The organism is Vibrio mediterranei, assembly GCF_013364395.1.
Classification (GTDB): domain Bacteria; phylum Pseudomonadota; class Gammaproteobacteria; order Enterobacterales; family Vibrionaceae; genus Vibrio; species Vibrio mediterranei.
This window is the reverse complement of the sequence record NZ_JABXGK010000001.1, coordinates 25,469-45,695: the sequence shown is the minus strand read 5'-3', so window position 1 is coordinate 45,695 and position 20,227 is coordinate 25,469. Positions and strand designations below refer to the sequence as shown.

Genomic DNA, 20,227 nt, shown 5'->3' with positions numbered 1-20,227 from the left:
TAACGCACTGCTTTTTTTTGTTGATACAGAATAGTTTTACCACTAAACGCCTGAAAATCAGGCAATTTGCAGAAACAAATTGTAAATGCTCAAATATTAGTCTTTTCACGCACCGAAAAAATGCGTAAAATGCGCGCCCTTGCTTGTGTAAACCTGTGGCAATGTTTTGAGAATCGGACAATACCAACTTAAGAACAATCTGATTGTGGCGCCTATGGCGGGTGTTACGGATAGACCGTTTCGAGAGTTGTGCCTTCGTTACGGTGCGGGAATGGCGGTCAGTGAAATGATGTCATCCAACCCGAAACTGTGGAAAACAGCTAAGTCACAGCAACGCATGGTGCACGAGGGTGAATCTGGTATTCGCTCGGTGCAAATAGCAGGTGCCGATCCCAAGCTTATGGCTGAGGCGGCACAATTCAGTGTTGAGAACGGTGCGCAAATCATCGACATCAACATGGGTTGCCCTGCTAAAAAAGTGAATAAAAAGCTCGCGGGCTCAGCTCTGCTTAAGTACCCAGACATTATCGAAGATATTCTGCGTACTGTGGTTGATGCCGTAGATGTCCCTGTGACATTGAAAACCCGTACGGGCTGGGATACAGACAATAAGAACTGTGTCCAAATTGCAAAACTAGCCGAAGACTGCGGCATACAAGCACTCGCCCTCCACGGTCGAACTAGAACTTGTATGTACAAAGGCGAGGCAGAATACGACAGCATCAAAGCGGTTAAAAACGCTATCTCTATACCGGTTATTGCTAACGGTGATATCGATAGCCCAGAGAAAGCGAAATTCGTACTGGATTATACCGGTGCAGACGCTTTGATGATTGGACGTCCGGCCCAAGGACGGCCATGGATTTTTGAGGAAATCCAACACTATTTGGAAAACGGTACACTGATGCCAGAGCGTCCCACCGAGGACGTACAAGGCATTTTGCTAGGTCATGTTCAGGCACTTCATCAGTTTTATGGTGAATATTTAGGTCCACGCATCGCTCGTAAGCATGTTGGCTGGTATTTAAAAGAGCATGAACAAGCCAGTGAGTTCCGCCGTGCCTTCAACGCGATTGAAGCGGCTAATGAGCAGCTAAACGCATTGCAAGGCTATTTTGAAAACGTTGCATCATAATTACGAGAAGAGCTAAACCGATTATGTTCGAACAAAATTTGACTTCAGAACCATTGACAGTTACTACAGTAACATCTCAAGACCAGATCACACAGAAGCCTCTACGCGACTCTGTAAAAGCGTCTCTAAAGAACTACCTTGCTCAATTAAATGGTCAAGACGTCACTGAATTGTATGAACTAGTTCTAGCGGAAGTAGAACAGCCGCTACTAGACACCATCATGCAGTACACTCGCGGTAACCAAACTCGCGCAGCAACTATGATGGGTATCAACCGCGGTACTCTTCGTAAGAAACTTAAGAAATACGGCATGAACTAATCCATTGTGATTGTTTTTGTGAAAAAGCCAGAGCCTAGCTCTGGCTTTTTTATTGTCTGTAGATCACAACTCTGCTGTTATCAGCCATATTGCATTCGATAAAACGGAACTTGGGTCAAATCTTAGACCATTAGGGAATAGCCGGATGTTTCACCATCACGTATCGTAGAACACACAATAACCACAAAACCTTGTCAGACTGGCCACACAATAACAAACAATGAAAGTCAGCATGCCAACTGCCCTGTTGGTAATGTGTTCACCTATAAGAAAAAGGAGTTCTTAGGATGAATGCCTCATTTTTGCGCCGTAGCTCTATTCAAACTCGTCTCTATCTACTGATAGCGATTGTCTCCATCACGCTGATGGTCCCGCTCGTTCTCGCACTAGTTGATTATCAACAATCCCTGATAGCGGCAAAGAAAACTAAAACTCGCCACTTAGTTGAGAGTGCCTACTCGCTTGTCGACCATTACCACCAGCAACAATTGTCCGGTCAGTTGAGTCAACAGCAGGCTCAAGCAGCGGCCGCTGAAGCGATTCAGAGCCTTCGTTATGAAGGGAACGATTATTTTTGGATTAACGATCTTACCCCCACCATGGTCATGCACCCTATCAAGCCCCAACTAAACGGGCAAAACCTTAGTCAAATTGCCGACCCTAGTGGCAAAAAACTGTTTGTTGAGATGGTGCAAGTTGCAAAACAACAACAAGCGGGCTTTGTACCTTATCTCTGGCCTAAACCTGGTTTAGAAACACCCGTAGAAAAAGTCTCTTATATCAAAGCCTTTAAGCCTTGGGGATGGATTATCGGCACTGGTGTCTATGTCGATGATGTTCAAGCGCAAGTCTGGCAAGCCATACAGAAAGTCTTAATAACCGTCGTGATCGCGTTGGCCTTTATGTTGGCATGTGCCACCCTCATCAGCCGCAGTATTGCGAAACCTTGCCGCGAAACATTAGAGGCACTGACAGAGATAGCCAGCGGTGACGGCGATCTATCGAAGAAGCTACCAGAGCAAGGCAATGATGAATTGAGCCATATTGCCGCTGCATTTAACCGCTTCACACATAAGTTGGAACACATCATTCGCGATATTAAGCCGGTAACCGACAACATCACCCAAGCTGCTATTTCCCTTAACGCTGTAGCACAAAACGGGGCTAGTCAATCACAGCAGCAACAACAAGCTGTAGATACCGTAGCGTCCGCTATGAACGAGTTGCATGCCAGTAACCAAGAAGTGGCCAACTCTGCTCAGCATGCCGCTCATGCTGCCACTTTAGCCAGTGAACAAGGACAGCAAGGTAGTGAAGTGATAGAACTTGCCGCGTCATACATGCAGTCCCTTTCAGAGCGTCTTACAGAAACGGATAACAACATCAAGCTACTGGCGAGTGACACCCAACAGGTAGGGGCTGTCTTAGAGGTGATTCGTGGCGTGGCTGAACAAACCAATTTGCTCGCGCTCAATGCTGCTATCGAAGCAGCTCGTGCGGGAGAGCAGGGTCGAGGCTTTGCGGTGGTTGCAGATGAAGTTCGCACATTGGCCACTCGCACTCAAAGCAGCACGGACGAAATCGAACTGATTATTCAGAAGTTGCAAAATCAAGCGGCGCAAGTAAGTCAATCGATGACCCAAACTCAGCAACAGTCACAACAAACATTAGAACAAGCGAGCAACGCCAAGCTCGCGCTGCAAGAGATTGACACCCAAGTGAACGCTATCGTTGCGCTGAATCAGCAAATCGCTGAAGCCAGTTCACAGCAAACCTTGGCGACTGACGAAATTAGCCAGAACTTAACACAAATTGCTGATCACGGTAATCAGTCAGCTCTAGAAGCTCAAAAACTGGCTCAAGCCAGTGAGCGGTTAATGGAAAACGGCCATCAACTCAGTTCTGGTATAAGCACCTTTAAAGTCTCTTAGCCTTAAGTACTAAGAATAAAAAAGGCGAACAGTCACGCTGTTCGCCTTTGATATTAAGTGGTCGTCAATCGGGGTAGCGGCCACTCTCTAGGATGAGTGCATCAAGATGGAGCATGCAAAACGACATCAGACGCCCTAATCAATCTATTTATTGGTCTTTCAATACTTTAACGGTATAGCAGCCATCTTTCTGACGATAAACACCGTGAATATCAGTCTCAAAGCCTGGGTAATGCGCGCCGATTTCACACAGCATTTCCAAGAAATCCAACACAGGACGTGAACTATCAGTCACCATTTCACCCGGTAACACAAGTGGCACACCTGGAGGATAAGGTAAGATCATATTAGCACTGACACGACCCACCATCTCTTTTAAGTTAATCTCCTCAATTTGACCACGTAGCTCTTGTTGCCAAGCCGCATGTGGTGTGACTTTCATTTCAGGCAGAACATCGAATGCTTTGTACATCAATTCTGGTAATTGGTATTTCATTGTTAGCTCATGAATACCCTGAGCCACCTCTTGAATGCGTTTACCTTCATAGAAGTGGGGGTCTTCTTGGTATAGTGACGGCAACATAGTACGTACGGTTAGGTTAAGGTCGAAACCACGTTTAAACTCGGTTAAACCGCGCAGCAGTTGCATTGCTTTAGATTTATCGATACCAATGGAGAACAAGAACAACAAATTGTATGGGCCTGTTTTCTCCACCACGATACCGCGTTCGTCAAGGTATTTAGCAACTAGGGAAGCCGGAATACCGGTTGATTCCATCTCACCAGACTTACTCATACCCGGAGTCAATAGCGTGATTTTGATTGGGTCTAAGTACATGTGGTCATCGTCTAGATCTTTAAATCCATGCCATGTCTCTTTAGGATCCAATTTCCAGCATTCTGTTGTGTCGATGTTGTCAGGCTGCCATACATCGAAGAACCAGCCTTCACTTTCACCTCTAAGGCGTTTGATCTCTTTACGGAAACGAATCGCTCGGTCGATAGAGTCTTGCATCAACTTACGCCCAGTATTACCACGCATCATTGCCGCTGCCGTTTCTGTTGATGCCACAATACCGTATTGTGGTGAGGTTGAGGTGTGCATCATAAATGCCTCATTGAAAGAAGCTTTATCAAACTCACCTTTAATGTGAATCATGGAAGCTTGAGAGAAGGCTGCCAACAATTTGTGAGTCGATTGTGTCTCATAGAACACTTTACCCGGCATTGCTTCACCGCTCATGCCACACTTGCCATTATAAATAGCGTTGAAATTAGTGTAAGGCACCCAAGCACTGTCAAAATGAATGTGCTTACAATCCAAAGACTCTTTGATGAACTGGGTATTGTAAAGTAGACCATCATACGTTGAGTTAGTGACTACCGCATAGGTCGGTGCGCTAGCCCCTTCAGTATTTGCTACTTTGTTAGCAATAACCTCACGGCTAAACTCGCGTTGTGGAATCCCCCCAAGAATACCGTAAGCATTGCGAGTTGGACGGAAGTAAATCGGTGTCACGTCGCTCATCATCATTAAATGAGTTAGTGACTTATGACAGTTACGATCCACAAGCACAGTACTGCCCGCTGGCGCTGAGTACATACCAACGATTTTGTTCGATGTCGATGTACCGTTAGTCACAATATAAGAACTATCCGCGTTAAATGTTCTCGCGATATACTCTTCCGCTTCTTTGTGCGGACCAGAATGATCAAGTAACGATCCTAGTTCAGGCATAGAGATTGAGACATCGGCCTTGAAGGTGTTTGGTCCATAGAAGTCGTAGAAAATACTTCCCGCAGGGCTTTTTTGGAATGCCGTGCCTCCCATATGTCCTGGAGTACAGAAAGTGTATTTTCCTTCTTCGACATATTTAAATAACGCTTTAGTGAATGGCGGCATGATAGCGTTTTTATACGCTTCCGTTGCTTGGTTCACTTTGATGACAATATCGTCCGCCATACCTAAAGCGTACTCAAAGAAACTGACATTTAAACGCAGATCCGTCAGTGAAATATCCAATGTAGATTGGTCATTAGCAAATGCATGTACTGGCAGCTTCTCATTTACTGCGCTGATGCGCTCACAAAGATTGAGCGAGTATTTATCCCAGTCAAACAGCACACCACAGACGCGGGGATTCATTTCAATCAGTTTAATTAGGTCTTTGTCGTCAACTGGGTAAACTACGTCATAACCTGCTTTTTCTAGCGCAGCGTGCAGTTGACGAACCGGCTCTTCTTTGAAGAACACACCCATGTGATTAAGGATTGCGAAAATATTCATTTGGACATCTCCAAGGCGAATGAGGGCGCTCCCTGCCAAAGACAGTGAGTAAATAGAGCGCCTAGGAATAAATGGGCTGGTGCACTTCGCACCAGCGAAGAATTAGTGACTCGCTTGCTGCGAAGACAGTTCGTTAGGGTGTTGCTCCATGTACTGAGCTAAGCCCGCTTTTTTGCTGTAGAACATCAAGATGATGAGTGACATGATGAAGGTGGCTGTTAATGTTGTTCCTTCTGCTCCTGCTAATGCCACCATGCAGAACAAGCATGCGATACCAGAGAAGAACATCACGAAACCATTACGAGTCGTCATACCTTCAAAACGAATCAAGTTAATGCTGGAGTAGAAGTAAGGCAGCATAGTGAGCAATACAGCATCAGTCGTCAGTTGATTAAACAAGTCTGCTGCGTGAGCAGTTTTTGAACTGAACACCATTAATACACACATTAATGCTGTCATTTTGATGGAAGCGAGAATGAGACCTTTTCTAGGAACACCATTTTTATCGACTTCACCATAAATTTTCGGGAAGTTACCATCATTGGCCGCCCGTTTACCGGCTTCACCCACCAACATCATCCAAGAACCCAAAGAGGTAAAACAGGCCAGTGCAGTGAAAGCGGCAACGAAAGGCGCAGTCCAGTGACCAAAGATCTCTGTGGTAGCTAGTGCAAACGGTGCACCAGATGCAGCCACTTCAGAAGCAGGGAACATACCGCTGATCATTTGAGTCGACACAATGTAAATCACACCAGCAATAGCGGTCCCTAACATGGTTGCTAGTGGAACAGTACGTTTTGGGTTATCCACCATACCGGAGGACACCGCTGCTGATTCAACACCAACAAAAGACCATAGACAAATCAATACCGCCGCGATAACAGCGTGACTATCACTGCCTGCAGAGACATTCCAGTTTTGGCTGTACAACGCAGGTTCAAAGTGCGTCCAACCGAATAACGCGGTACCGAGCACAGGGATGAGGATAAGCACAAGCCCTAATGTACATAAGCGGCTAACCCAACTACCACCAAGCAAGTTCACCATAGTAAATACCCAGACCGAGGCAATCGTCGCGATGCCGGCGGGAATTGGGTTGTTTAAGACTGGGAAAAAGACCGAAAGATAAGAAACACCTGTAATTGCAATCGCTAAATTACCGATCCAGTTTGCGTGGTAATAGAGCACACCGGTTTGGAAGCCAAATACAGGAGAAATTTCACCGGCATACGCGATAGGCCCCCCCTCTTGAGGGTTCTTCGTTGCCAAACGTGCAAACACAAATGCAAGGCTCAACGCGCCAACAATACATATCACCCAGCTATAAAGTGAAATGGAACCCACAGCCGCCAGGCTCGATGGTAACAACGCGATACCACTGCCCATCATGTTACCCGCCACAACACCAGTACAGGCAATGAGGCCAATTTTCTTTGTATTCGATGACATAACATCTCCAAATTAGTTCTACTTGAACGTCATGCGTTCAAACTGAAGCCGATTCGAGATGTCACCGTAAGAAGGTTGAGCAACACCTCGTGAATTTTCGAGATGCAGGTTACGCCCAATTTCAAGCAAAGAAATCAATCTGAAGTTATCAATAAAACCATTAGCTAGAAACGTTCAAACTTGATATAAACCTTATTAAAAATAAAATTAAACCTTTAAAAAACAATGAGATAATCAATATAAACTACCAAGCTAAACCATTCTAAAAATATCAAGGTGAGCCTTTATCACCAAAAACGTACTTTCCTGATATCAAGCCAGCCCTATGCCAGATACAAAAACGCCCTCCAATAAGGAGGGCGAGTATTTGAGTATGGGTGCGCTACTGATTCTCTACGCGCTCAACAAGGATTAGATAAGTCGGACAACAGAAGGATGAACTGCACGATACATGGCGTGGTCAATCTGTTTTAGATTGCTATAAAAAATCAGATTTTCGCACAACAAGTAGGTTTCTACGGACGTATCAATATAGAAGGCTTCACTGTAGGCCTCACTTGCACTATCCACATCCCCTGATAACTCAGCGTGCTTACCTTTAATGATATAAGCCAACACAGAATCACGAAGTTGAAGCGCTTGGTTCAGGTAGGCGGCGGCCTGCTCTTGGTCTCCCACCATGGTTTCATGTAAAGACAGTGCCTCGTAGATACGCGGTTGTATCGGTCCATTCGATGTCGCAAGGTATTGTTTTAGCGCACCACTGAGTTTGCCTAACTTCTCTTGGGTTAAAGGGCTGCTCTCGTCTAAAGCACTTCTAACATAATAGGCGGCCAGCAATTCAGACTGTACATAGGCGTTATCCGGCTCTTGCTCTACCACCTTTTCCAACAAATCAATGCCATATTGGAACTGCCTAACATCAGACATATTCAAATAATGGTTAGCACGAATAAACAACCCTAGTGCTTCAGGGTCACTAGGTACTCCAGCCATCATGGTCACCGCACGTTGCTCAGCATTCGCTACATTAAGCACTCGCATCAAATCTAAGGAGCTTTGTTTGAGTACAGATTTCAAATGCTTGTCGGCTAAGGCATATTGACGGCTAAACAACACTTTTTCGGAGGAGTTATCTCGATATTCCAATTCAAGAAAGTCGCGGCCATCGTCTTCATCCACTCTTACCAGTACAGTTTTACCGGGGACAATTCCCGTTTTGAATGCCGTTTTATGCAGCATCACCCGATAGCCACTGACTTGAGTAATATCCGACATCAACTTTTGAGCAAAACCATCCGCCAGTTCATAACTGCGCCCCAAGCTGCGGATACCATCTTGAAACTCAAACTCGATAAGATGCGTATCGATAACCTGAGTTATGCTCACTTCCGACTGCTGGTAGGTAAAAATGCCAATCGCGGCCACCAAAATACCAATCCAAATTGCGTTGATAACCCCTAAACGCCATGGACTTAACAGGCGTTTGGGCTTTTTACTTCGCGTTGCCTTCTGCTTCTGGTACAGAGCTCGAGTCAATGGCGCAGCCGGAAAAGCGATCGCTTCCTGAGTATCGGTGTCACTCTCCGCAACTATTGGATCGGATTTAGAGTGTAACGTTAACGTCTCCGAACTTGCAGGGGCAATAGAAGAAGATCGATATTGAAGAAATTGCTCTGGCGTCATTGGTGTGACGGCAGCCACTAGTTTGTAGCCACGTTTGGGCACCGTTCCGACATAATGCAGATTCTCTTCACGACCATCTCGGAGGATTTTTCGCAGTTCAAACACAGACTGAGTCACAACCTGATCAGTGACAATGGCGCCGTCCCAAACGTAACGAATTAGTTCATCGCGACAGTAGACTTGGCCAGAGTGTTCGGCTAAGAAATGTAATAGATTGATTAAGCGTGGTTCAACAGAGACTTCCCTATCTTGTCGATACAGCTTATTTTCATCAACACTGAGAACCCAGTCGTTGATTTGAAAATAGACCTCTACCATATTAATTTTCGTCTCTCACATACACGTCCCCGCACTTTATAGCCCCACGCTACCAGCGGATGACGGTGGAAAGGCGCGATTATAGAGGTCTTGAGAGTTTTCACCTATACAATGCCGATGATCAAAGGTGCAAACTAAGGTTGGTAGCCTCGCGGATAGCTATGAGGTGTGGTTATTCCAACGCCGCTAATATAGAGCAATGACTGGCATCATGACCATGCCCACAACACGCGTCATTGATTTTTTTCAACGCGGTCCGAATACGTGTTAGCTCCGCTATTTTCTCATCGATGATGCTAAGTTTGGCAGAGGTGATAGCTTTCACCTCTGCACAGCTATGCTCGGTAGCTTCAAGTTTAATGCCTAGCAGTTCTTTGATTTCGTCTAGGCTCAAGCCGAGCTCTTTGGCTTTTAAAATAAAGCTAACCTGCTTTTGGCTCTCTTCATTATAAAGACGATACCCAGATTCACTGCGCCCTGCGGGAGCGATAAGTTGGTTTTTCTCATAAAATCGCAACGTATCCGCTGTGACTTTGCAGCGTTTTGCTAACTCACCTATCTGAAACATAACCGTTTAAATTAACCTCTTTGTTACAAAACTGGCCTATAATCCTTTTTTTTGCACTTTTTTTTGCGATGCCAAACGATTGCGCGAGCTTTTTTGTAATAGATTGGTTAGAATACGCGCCATCGACACAAATGATGCTTTTTTGCTCAAGGATAATTGCCAAAGTATTAGTGACCTGTCCCTATGATGGTGCAAGCCACGCTATTTTGGCAACTATCTTTATGCCGTAGGTATAAACACCTACACACAGCAACGTTAACTCCGTGATTTTGAGGAAGACAGAAGCATGAATAACGCTCGTCCAATTCGCCGCGCTCTTATCAGCGTATCTGACAAAACTGGTATTGTTGAGTTTGCCGAAGCGCTAGCACAACGTGGTGTTGATATCCTATCAACAGGTGGTACAGCTCGCCTACTTGCAGAGAAAGGCATCGCAGTAACTGAAGTATCTGACTACACAGGCTTCCCTGAAATGATGGATGGTCGCGTCAAGACTCTGCACCCTAAAGTTCATGGTGGCGTGCTAGGTCGTCGCGGTCAAGACGACGCTGTTATGGAAACACACGGTATCAACCCTATCGATATGGTTGTCGTTAACCTTTATCCATTCGCAGAGACGGTTGCTAAAGAAGGCTGCACGCTAGAAGACGCCGTTGAGAACATTGATATCGGTGGTCCAACTATGGTTCGCTCTGCTGCGAAAAACCACAAAGATGTGACTATCGTTGTTAACGCCCACGACTACGACCGCGTTATTGCTGAGATGGACGCAAACGAAAAGTCTCTGACTCTAGAGACACGTTTTGACCTAGCTATCGCTGCGTTCGAGCACACAGCTTCTTACGACGGCATGATTGCTAACTACTTCGGTACTATGGTTCCATCTTACGGTGAGAACAAAGAGGGTGATGAAGAGTCTAAATTCCCACGTACGTTCAACCAACAGTTCGTGAAGAAGCAAGACATGCGCTATGGTGAAAACAGCCACCAAGACGCTGCATTCTACGTAGAAGCGAACCCAGAAGAAGCGTCTGTATCTACCGCTCGCCAAATTCAAGGTAAAGCGCTGTCTTACAACAACATCGCTGACACTGACGCGGCGCTTGAGTGTGTGAAAGAGTTTGCAGAACCTGCTTGTGTTATCGTTAAGCATGCCAACCCGTGTGGCGTTGCGCTAGGTAAAGACATCCTTGAAGCGTATGACCGCGCTTACAAAACTGACCCAACGTCAGCGTTTGGCGGCATCATCGCCTTCAACCAAGAGCTAGATGCAGACACAGCGAAAGCCATTGTTGAGCGTCAGTTCGTTGAAGTGATTATCGCACCTTCTGTTTCAGCTGAAGCAGTAGAAGTGGTTGCCGCTAAGAAAAACGTTCGCTTGCTAGAGTGTGGCGAGTGGACAACTAAGACAACTGGTTTTGACGTTAAGCGCGTTAACGGTGGTCTTCTGGTTCAAGACCGTGACCAAGGCATGGTATCACTTGATGACCTTAAAGTAGTTTCTAAGCGTCAGCCGACCGAAGAAGAGCTGAAAGATGCACTATTCTGCTGGAAAGTGGCTAAATACGTGAAATCCAATGCGATCGTTTACTCGAAAGGCGACATGACTATCGGCGTAGGTGCTGGTCAAATGAGCCGCGTGTACTCTGCGAAAATTGCTGGTATTAAAGCTGCTGACGAAGGTCTGCAGGTTGAAGGCTGCGTAATGGCATCTGATGCGTTCTTCCCGTTCCGTGATGGCATTGATGCTGCAGCAGAAGCTGGCATCAAGTGCGTTATCCAACCAGGTGGCTCTATGCGCGATGACGAAGTTATCGCAGCCGCTGATGAGCATGGCATGGCGATGATCTTCACAGGCATGCGCCACTTCCGTCACTAATTACTCGTCGCATTTGGTGCTGTAGCCACATTAGCGCTGCAACACCAACTGCTTAGAGTAATCCAAATTTTGAAAGGATTATTAAATGAACGTTCTAATTATTGGTGCTGGTGGTCGTGAGCACGCTCTGGGTTGGAAAGTGGCTCAGAATCCAAATGTTGAAACTGTTTTCGTAGCACCAGGCAACGCAGGTTCTGCGCTTGAGCCTAAGCTAGAGAACGTTGCGATTGATGTTGAAGACATTCAAGGTCTAGTTGCGTTTGCAAAAGATAAAAACATCGAGCTAACGATTGTTGGTCCTGAAGCACCGCTTGTGATTGGTGTTGTTGATGCATTCCAAGAAGCAGGCCTAGCGATCTTTGGTCCTACTCAAGCTGCAGCTCAGCTAGAAGGCTCAAAAGCGTTCACCAAAGACTTTTTAGCTCGTCACGCTATCCCAACTGGCGCTTATGCTAACTTCACGGAAATTGAACCTGCACTGGCTTACGTTCGTGAGCAAGGCGCACCAATCGTTGTTAAGGCTGACGGTCTTGCTGCTGGTAAAGGTGTTATCGTTGCGATGACGCTTGAAGAAGCAGAAGATGCAATCAAAGACATGCTAGCTGGCAACGCATTTGGCGACGCCGGTAGCCGCGTGGTTATTGAAGAGTTCCTAGATGGCGAAGAAGCAAGCTTCATCGTGATGGTTGATGGCGAAAACGTATTGCCAATGGCAACCAGCCAAGACCACAAACGTGTTGGTGATAAGGACACAGGTCCTAACACTGGCGGTATGGGCGCATACTCACCTGCTCCAGTGGTTACTCAAGAAATCCACAACCGCATCATGGAAGAAGTTATCTATCCAACGGTTCGCGGTATGGCGTCAGAAGGAAACCCATACACAGGTTTCCTATACGCGGGTCTAATGATCGACAAAGACGGTACGCCTAAAGTTATCGAATACAACTGTCGTTTCGGCGACCCAGAAACACAACCTATCATGATGCGTATGCAATCAGACATGGTTGAGCTTTGCCAAGCTGCAATCGACAAGAAGCTAGACCAAGTCGAGTCTAAGTGGGATCCACGTGCATCTATCGGTATCGTTCTAGCGGCAGGTGGCTACCCAGCGTCTTACAACAAGGGCGATGTTATCTCTGGTCTACCAACAACAGAAGTGGAAGGCGAGAAAGTATTCCACGCAGGTACAGCAGACAAAGACGGCAATGTTGTGACTAACGGTGGTCGAGTGCTCTGTGCAACTGCACTGGGCAACACTGTATCTGAAGCTCAAGCACGTGCTTATGAGCTAACCAAAAAAATCAGCTGGGACGGCATGTTCCACCGTAACGACATCGGCTATCGTGCCATTGCACGCGAGCAAGGTGAGTAGCTTTCGCTCTATCGAACGGTAGCAAAAAGGCGCTCAATTGAGCGCCTTTTTTTATTCTGTAGTCTAGTCACCTTGTGCTGGTTATTCAGTGGCAAGCACTGGACGTTTAATGCAATCGGTCGAACCATCAGAAAGCATTAGCAATTGTTCTACTTTTGCTCCAGTCAGTCGAGTACTGCCTAAAAACGCGACATAGCTTTCCACTTCCGCCAAACGCTGCACAACAAAATCTGGCAAACTCTGTTCAAACTTAATATTGTTAAATTCAATACCGCTACAGGTTTCCAACGATTTTCCATCCCAATGACCTTGGATAAGCTCTAAACCATCACTATCCTGCTCTTTTACTCTTTCCACAAGTAAGTCAGCTTCACGTTGGTAGTTTTCTAACTGAGCACGTTTAATAGGTAGGACTTTGCCATTTCGACGGTATTGTTGATAAATAGCTTCGCCATCTTTATTGAAGCGCACGTGAATACGGTAATTGACTGAACCTGACTCAAGCTCATTCTGTACCCCTTCTCGCACAAACTCACGCAGTGTGTCACCGCTCCAACGATAATTGGACTTATACCAACCATAGTCATTCATATTGACATAGTCAGCAGCACTGAACGGTTTTGTCAGCCGCTCGGTATACCAATACAAGCTCGTTGCATCCCCTAACGTTTGACCACCTGTGTATTCCGAATACTGATTCAGAGATGGTGACGGAGAAGAAGAGCAACCAGCGAGCGTTGCAACTAATAGTGATACCAACAGAGTTTTCTTCATTGATGTCTATAACCTCAAACAAAAGCAACGTAGGCAAACAACAGCTTCTACTTACTGTAGGACAGCGTGAATGACAAGGCGTTCACTTCAATTCAGAGTATTGGGGAGAGATTGATGGATAAGCGCATTACATCGGCTAACACGTTTATCGATCAACCGCAGGGGAAGGAAAACAGCACCGATGAAAACTCATCGGTGCTGTAGAAATTATTTAACTGCGTCTTTTAGCGCTTTACCAGCTACGAAAGCTGGAACGTTCGCTGCAGCGATTTGGATTTCTTCACCAGTTTTTGGATTACGACCAGTGCGAGCTGCACGGTGGTTTACTTTGAACGTACCAAAACCAATTAGTTGAACTTGGTCACCTTCAGTTAGCGCTTCAGAAACACCTGAAAGCGTCGCTTCAAGCGCTGCTTTAGCTTGTGCTTTAGATAGGTCTGCTTTCTCAGCGATAAAGTCGATTAATTGGGTCTTGTTCATTAGGTTTCCCTTCTTCATGTTATCGAGTTAGAGCCCACTCTAAATCATAAAGCCCCCATCTGGCAAAGGTTTGTAGCCGATCTTTCTCACTTATGACCGAGATTTAACCGTTTTATGAGCAATAACTCACAATTTGTTACGTGAAGATTGAGTTTGAAACCTTGTAATTTATTGCATAAAGTCCCATAAATGCACTGCCGCACAATTAATAAGCCTGATAAATCTATTGCGCGGCTACTGTTTTTTAAGCACTCACCAACAATGCACAGGCTCATTTGCAGCAAAGTTAGGTTGATGTGTGCACATATTAGGAAATGAATGTTTCTTTTAACGGTTTACATAGCGATCGCTATCGGTGTTTCTTTTATCTGTTCTGTGCTTGAAGCGGTGTTACTTAGTATTACACCAAGCTACCTGGCTCAGCTTCGCCAACAAGAACACCCTGCAGCAGAAAAGCTTAGCAAGCTTAAAGCTGAACTCGATCGACCATTGGCTTCTATTTTGACGCTTAACACTATCGCGCACACTATCGGTGCAGCAACGGCAGGTGCACAAGCTGCTAAAGTGTTTGGTAGTCAATGGCTAGGCGTTTTCTCAGCGGTACTGACATTAGGTATTTTAGTGTTGTCAGAGATCGTCCCGAAAACCATTGGTGCAACCTACTGGCGTCAGCTTGCTCCTACCGCAGCCACGATTTTACGTTGGATGGTATGGGCACTAACTCCATTTGTTTGGTTTTCTGAGCAAATCACTAAGCGTCTGGCTCGTGGTCATGAAGCGCCAAAGATGCGTGATGAGCTGTCTGCGATGGCGATGTTGGCAAAAGAAAGTGGTGAGTTTGCTGAGGGTGAATCCAATATTTTGAACAATATTCTTAATATTCAAGATATCCCGGTAACGCAAGTTATGACACCGCGCCCGGTGGTTTTCCGCGTTGCAGCTGAAATGACCATCAATGAATTCTTGGACCAACACAAAGAGACTCCGTTCTCTCGTCCACTGGTCTATAGCCAACAAAAAGACAATATCCTCGGGTTTGTACACCGTCTGGAATTGTTTAAGTTGCAGCAACAAGGCAGTGGGGAAAAGCAGTTAGGCTCTGTAATGCGCCCTATCCACGTGTTGTTTAACACGATTATGTTGCCTAAAGCCTTTGAGCAAATGATGGCTGCACGCCTACAGATTGCAATGATTGTGGATGAATATGGCACCATACAGGGCATCATTACGCTAGAAGATATTTTTGAGCACTTACTAGGCCAAGAGATCGTCGACGAAGCAGACAAAACCACAGACATGCAAGAACTGGCTTACCAGCGTTGGGAACACTGGAAAGAGAAGCACAGTATGATCGATGGTTCTGATGATGAAGAATACGAAGAAGTCGACAACAACTCAGATTCAGAAAAGAAACTCGATGCTGATAACAAAAAAGATGAACAGCAATAATCTCTAGAAAATAAAACGGCAGCGCCTAGGCGCTGCCGTTTTTTATTGGCTCACGTTTGAGTTAGTGACTGCCGATATCATTTCCTAAAAGGAAATTCTCATCACTACTGACCACCACGCCGTACTTAAGGAAATTTTTCCCTAAAATCATACTGTAGTGGAAACGAGAGCGGTCTTGTAGGTTGACTCGAACCGTCTTCTCGACATCGCCAAGTTTCACCCGCATTTCAACCACTGGGCGTACATTGGCTTTTTCACCCGCCTTCGCTTTGATGCGCATTACATCCACCACTTCACGGGTGAATTCTTGTTTCATCCCCATATCATTGGCATAAGTGAAGGTCACCATGTCTTTACCGTCTTTCTTGAACTGTTTAATATCCAATGCATTCATTGAACTAACATCAGCTCCGGTATCAAGTTTCACAGGGAACTTCAAGCCTTCTACCGTTGCATTCTCAATATGACCTGCGGTAAAGATAGGATAGGCGTCCAGCAGATTTTCGCTTCGAGTATTCACCAAGACACCAGCTTTCGTCGCTTTCTTACCTATGATGAAATAAGGCTCTTCACCTTCATCACTATCCAACGCTTCCAAAGCAAATTCAACTGTCACTTCTTTGTCGCCAACAATGAACTCACCGTCGACAACAGGGCGCACCGTATCACCTACTTTGATTTTACGAAGAATGGTCTTGCGGATTTTTTCTTCATTACCTTGGTCGTTAGATAAGTAGTACTCCACTTTGTCACGACCTTTAGCTTCAATCATTTCAAAGCTAGCGACTTTTAATAACGGCGTGCTAACCGCAAAAGAAGGCTCAGCGTTTAACTTGTAGCCATCAAGAATCAGACTTTCCACAGGAGAAACCACCAGCGGTTTATTCTTCATACGAGACTCAAAGCTCTGCTTCTTTTTGTCTAGCTTATCTTTGGCACCCGTATCGACAATAAAGTTCTTACTGAGTGTATCTAGACCCAATCGAAGCTGAGTACTATATTTGGAGCGATCTTTTAAATACACCTGAATCGTCTGCTCAAAGTCTTTACCACCTTTGAAAGGCACAAAAACAACTGGGTATTCATTACCACTGACAGAGAGCATTTTCACCAGTGGATACGTCACACGCTTTTTCGCGTTTTCTTTCCCCGCTAAGTCAAAGCTCACGCTGTTATCTTTTTTATTTATTTCGACATTCTGAGCATTAAGAATGCTGTAGTTATTTTGCAAAGATAGGCTTACATCGACTGGCACACCATCAACTTCACCAGACTCACGACGACCAATAACTTGAGCGTCTTTCTGTTCTTGCAAATAGTCGTAACCAGCCATGACCCAGGCATTGTCAGCTAAGAATGTTTTACCAATTAAGATAGGAGCACTAAAACCACTTCGGTCAGTTAAGTTCACTTCGGTTTCTACTGTTTTACCTGCAATGGTCAGCGGCAGGGTAATCACAGGGCGATAGATAGGTGTCGCACTGGTTCGGCTACGAATCACACTGGTGCGCGTCAAAGGTCGCTCCATAGTGATTTTCTCTCCAGTGTATGGATGACGAAGCGTAAAAGTCACCATACCACCGAAGTTTCGTTCTTCATTATCAAATTCTTCTAGCCACCAGTCACTGGCAGAGCCGCCATACTCATCTACGATGGTCTGCAACAGCTTCTCATCAGTTAACCCTTGGTACTTTGGGTTGTCGCTGGTGACATGGATATCTTCAGCGTGCATCGATGTAGTGTCCGCACCAGTATCAATCTTGCCAACAAAAGGGATACCTTTAAGTGCATCAATATCTTGATAGTACACACTCTCAACGCGACCTAAGACGAGTTTATCTTCGATAGAAAGTACAGGTGCTTGAGTAGTAGAGAGATCTGGTGCAGCCATAGCCCACCCACTGGTCATTGAGGCGAGAATTAACGCCAACTTAGTTGCTGTTCTATTCATTTTAATACATCCATTCATTGACCGACTTTTAATACCCCGTTTGTCTTGAGACAACGGCCACTGTAATTCATTGCCAACTCTCTTTAACTTTACAGAAAATTAACGGAATATCCACGCGATTATCAATAAATTAGCAAATTACTGAATTGTTTCACGGCTAAGTGATAGAGAAAATAACCAAGCAATTGCAAAACTTAGCTCAAGCCCTTATATCCTATAGATATCGAAGAAAGGACCTTCCTTTCCCTAACACACAACAAGAGAATACACGGATGAGCCAAGCTATCTGTCAACTGATTGCTAAAGAGCTGAGCGTCAGCACTAAGCAAGTTGAAGCTGCTGTCACTTTGATTGATGACGGCAACACCGTACCCTTCATTGCACGTTACCGAAAAGAGGTAACAGGCGGGCTTGACGACACCCAATTACGTACTTTGGATTCTCGCCTTAGTTATCTAAGAGAATTGGACGAAAGACGTCAGACAATTCTGAAATCCATTGATGAGCAGGGCAAACTCAGTGACGAATTACGCACTGAAATCGAAAACGCCGATAACAAAACACGTCTTGAAGATCTGTATCTACCATATAAGCCAAAACGTCGCACTAAAGGGCAGATTGCCATTGAAGCAGGACTAGAGCCACTTGCAGATCTGCTTTGGAATCAACCAAATAACACTCCGGAAGACGCTGCCCAACAGTATGTTGATGAGTCAAAAGGTGTCGCAGATAGCAAAGCCGCTCTTGATGGTGCACGCGCTATCATCATGGAACGAATCGCTGAAGATGCCGACCTATTAGAGAAAATTCGTCACTACCTAAACCGCAATGCGGAACTTAGCGCTCGAGTGATCCAAGGCAAGGAACACGAAGGCGAGAAGTTCAAAGACTATTTTGAACACGACGAAGCCATCAGCAAAGTTCCGTCGCACCGTGCACTAGCCATGCTTCGTGGCCGCAATGAAGGCTTCTTGCAATTATCCCTCAACGCCGATCCAGCTAATCAAGAAAACGCACGCGAGTCTCACTGTGAAACCATCATTGCAGAGCATTATGGTGTTCATCTAAGCCAAGCGCCTGCGGATGCTTGGCGCAAACAAGTCATCAGTTGGGCATGGCGCATCAAAGTATCGATGCATATGGAAACCGAACTGATGGGCGCGCTCAAAGAACGCTCGGAAGTCGATGCCATTACCGTGTTCGCTACAAACTTGAAAGACCTTCTGATGGCCGCACCAGCTGGCCCAAGAGCAACATTAGGTCTAGATCCTGGTTTGAGAACAGGCTGTAAAGTGGCTGTCGTCGACACTACAGGTAAAGTGTTAACAACAGAGACGATCTACCCTCACCCCCCGCAAAAGCAATACGATAAGTCAGCACAGGTTATTGAGCACTTAGTGCGTCAATACAATGTCGACCTAATCGCGATTGGTAACGGTACTGCCTCACGCGAGACAGACAGCTTTGCTGCCGATGTGATTAAACGTGGCAATCTTAAAGTTCAGAAAATTATCGTCAGCGAAGCTGGTGCTTCAGTGTACTCAGCCTCGGAACTTGCTGCCAAAGAGTTCCCAAATATGGACGTGTCACTACGTGGTGCCGTCTCTATTGCACGCCGACTGCAAGACCCACTGGCTGAACTGGTGAAAATCGACCCTAAGTCTATTGGTGTTGGTCAATATCAGCACGATGTAAGTCAAACCATGCTAGCTAAACGTCTAGATGCAGTCGTGGAAGATTGCGTAAACGCAGTTGGGGTTGATGTAAATACGGCCTCAGCTGCGCTACTCACTCGAGTAGCAGGACTTTCATCGACACTGGCGCAAAACATTGTCGACTATCGTGATGAAAATGGCCGCTTCGAAGCCCGTACAACCTTGAAGAAAGTCGCCCGTTTAGGTCCTAAAGCTTTTGAACAGTGCGCAGGTTTCCTTCGCATCATGAATGGCAAAAACCCTCTTGATGCCTCTTCGGTTCACCCTGAAGCGTATCCAGTGGTCAAAACAATTGCTGAGAAAACTGGCCGTAAAGTGCAAACGATTATCGGTGATAGCAGCTTTTTGAAGTCTATTAACGCCATTGATTACACCGACGAGACATTTGGTTTACCAACTGTCACCGATATTATCCGCGAATTGGATAAGCCAGGCCGTGACCCTCGACCTGAGTTTAAGACTGCAACCTTTGCTGAAGGGGTCAACAAGATCTCCGACTTAGAACCCGGCATGGTGCTAGAAGGTGTGGTGTCTAACGTCGCTAACTTTGGTGCCTTTGTGGATATTGGTGTACATCAGGATGGATTGGTACATATTTCAGCTCTAACGGATAAGTTTGTCGCCGACCCTCGCGAAGTAGTTAAAGCAGGTGACATCGTTAAAGTTAAGGTAATGGAAGTCGATGCAGCCCGTAAACGCATCGGCCTGTCTATGCGTTTAAACGATGAACCTGGACAAGATAACAGAACTAGCCGCAGCTCATCTCAAAAGCCGAGAGAGCCTCGAGGCGGACAGCGTCAACACAAACCTCGTCAGGAATCCGGTAATAGCGCCATGGGTGGCGCATTCGCAGCGGCGTTTGCCAAGGCGAAAAAGTAGTTTCTATCAATAACAAAAGAGCACCTTAAGG

The 20,227-nt window shown here is 45.7% G+C and carries 14 protein-coding genes and 1 pseudogene; 8 read left to right on the top strand and 7 right to left on the bottom strand.

Annotation, left to right across the window (positions count from 1 at the left end):
• The first annotated feature begins 166 nt into the window (after positions 1–166).
• From dusB to HOP38_RS00210, 3 genes are all read left to right on the top strand, one after another.
• Positions 167–1,135, top strand: a complete 969-nt coding sequence (gene dusB, locus HOP38_RS00220) for a tRNA dihydrouridine synthase DusB (protein WP_031494196.1) — start codon at positions 167–169, stop codon at positions 1,133–1,135.
• A gap of 23 nt (positions 1,136–1,158) precedes the next feature.
• Positions 1,159–1,455, top strand: a complete 297-nt coding sequence (gene fis / locus HOP38_RS00215) for a DNA-binding transcriptional regulator Fis (RefSeq protein WP_006073423.1) — start codon at positions 1,159–1,161, stop codon at positions 1,453–1,455.
• Positions 1,456–1,742: 287 nt separating this feature from the next.
• On the top strand, positions 1,743–3,386 hold the full coding sequence (locus HOP38_RS00210; protein WP_198557242.1) for a methyl-accepting chemotaxis protein: 1,644 nt from the start codon (positions 1,743–1,745) through the stop codon (positions 3,384–3,386).
• 148 nt (positions 3,387–3,534) lie between these two features.
• Here the strand turns inward: HOP38_RS00210 and HOP38_RS00205 are convergent, their stop codons facing one another.
• The 4 genes from HOP38_RS00205 to zntR all read right to left on the bottom strand — a co-directional run bounded on the left by HOP38_RS00205 (position 3,535) and on the right by zntR (position 9,694).
• Positions 3,535–5,673 carry a lysine decarboxylase CadA gene (locus HOP38_RS00205; RefSeq protein WP_198557241.1) on the bottom strand — a complete coding sequence of 713 codons (2,139 nt, stop codon included), beginning with the start codon at positions 5,671–5,673 and terminating at the stop codon, positions 3,535–3,537.
• Positions 5,674–5,775: 102 nt separating this feature from the next.
• Positions 5,776–7,122: a cadaverine/lysine antiporter gene (gene cadB / locus HOP38_RS00200; RefSeq protein ID WP_062461656.1), complete on the bottom strand. Its 1,347-nt coding sequence runs from the start codon at positions 7,120–7,122 to the stop codon at positions 5,776–5,778.
• Between the two features lie 411 nt (positions 7,123–7,533).
• The gene (gene cadC / locus HOP38_RS00195) at positions 7,534–9,126 is read right to left on the bottom strand and encodes a lysine decarboxylation/transport transcriptional activator CadC (RefSeq protein ID WP_062461653.1); all 1,593 of its coding nucleotides are present in this window, start codon (positions 9,124–9,126) and stop codon (positions 7,534–7,536) included.
• A 172-nt stretch (positions 9,127–9,298) separates the two neighbouring features.
• The gene (gene zntR / locus HOP38_RS00190; RefSeq protein ID WP_006073412.1) at positions 9,299–9,694 is read right to left on the bottom strand and encodes a Zn(2+)-responsive transcriptional regulator; all 396 of its coding nucleotides are present in this window, start codon (positions 9,692–9,694) and stop codon (positions 9,299–9,301) included.
• 31 nt (positions 9,695–9,725) lie between these two features.
• Between zntR and HOP38_RS26170 the strand changes: the two are divergent.
• The 3 genes and pseudogenes from HOP38_RS26170 to purD all read left to right on the top strand — a co-directional run.
• A pseudogene (locus HOP38_RS26170) lies at positions 9,726–9,821 on the top strand (phosphoribosylamine--glycine ligase); the annotation flags it as partial.
• 159 nt (positions 9,822–9,980) lie between these two features.
• Positions 9,981–11,573 (top strand): bifunctional phosphoribosylaminoimidazolecarboxamide formyltransferase/IMP cyclohydrolase, encoded by a 1,593-nt coding sequence (gene purH, locus HOP38_RS00185; RefSeq protein ID WP_198557240.1) that lies wholly within the window; start codon positions 9,981–9,983, stop codon positions 11,571–11,573.
• A gap of 85 nt (positions 11,574–11,658) precedes the next feature.
• The gene (gene purD, locus HOP38_RS00180; protein WP_006073407.1) at positions 11,659–12,948 is read left to right on the top strand and encodes a phosphoribosylamine--glycine ligase; all 1,290 of its coding nucleotides are present in this window, start codon (positions 11,659–11,661) and stop codon (positions 12,946–12,948) included.
• 81 nt (positions 12,949–13,029) lie between these two features.
• On the opposite strand, the gene HOP38_RS00175 is transcribed toward purD, so the two are convergent.
• Both HOP38_RS00175 and hupA read right to left on the bottom strand, forming a co-directional pair.
• The gene (locus HOP38_RS00175; RefSeq protein ID WP_006073405.1) at positions 13,030–13,722 is read right to left on the bottom strand and encodes a DUF1481 domain-containing protein; all 693 of its coding nucleotides are present in this window, start codon (positions 13,720–13,722) and stop codon (positions 13,030–13,032) included.
• A gap of 207 nt (positions 13,723–13,929) precedes the next feature.
• Positions 13,930–14,202: a nucleoid-associated protein HU-alpha gene (gene hupA / locus HOP38_RS00170; RefSeq protein WP_006073404.1), complete on the bottom strand. Its 273-nt coding sequence runs from the start codon at positions 14,200–14,202 to the stop codon at positions 13,930–13,932.
• Positions 14,203–14,520: 318 nt separating this feature from the next.
• Between hupA and HOP38_RS00165 the strand changes: the two genes are divergently transcribed.
• The gene (locus tag HOP38_RS00165; protein ID WP_006073403.1) at positions 14,521–15,651 is read left to right on the top strand and encodes a CNNM domain-containing protein; all 1,131 of its coding nucleotides are present in this window, start codon (positions 14,521–14,523) and stop codon (positions 15,649–15,651) included.
• 61 nt (positions 15,652–15,712) lie between these two features.
• Here HOP38_RS00165 and HOP38_RS00160 read toward each other — a convergent pair whose 3' ends face one another.
• Positions 15,713–17,602 (bottom strand): putative ATP-dependent zinc protease, encoded by a 1,890-nt coding sequence (locus tag HOP38_RS00160; RefSeq protein WP_198557239.1) that lies wholly within the window; start codon positions 17,600–17,602, stop codon positions 15,713–15,715.
• Between the two features lie 272 nt (positions 17,603–17,874).
• On the opposite strand from HOP38_RS00160, the gene HOP38_RS00155 reads away from it, so the two are divergent.
• The gene (locus HOP38_RS00155) at positions 17,875–20,196 is read left to right on the top strand and encodes a Tex family protein (protein ID WP_198557238.1); all 2,322 of its coding nucleotides are present in this window, start codon (positions 17,875–17,877) and stop codon (positions 20,194–20,196) included.
• Positions 20,197–20,227 lie beyond the last annotated feature (31 nt).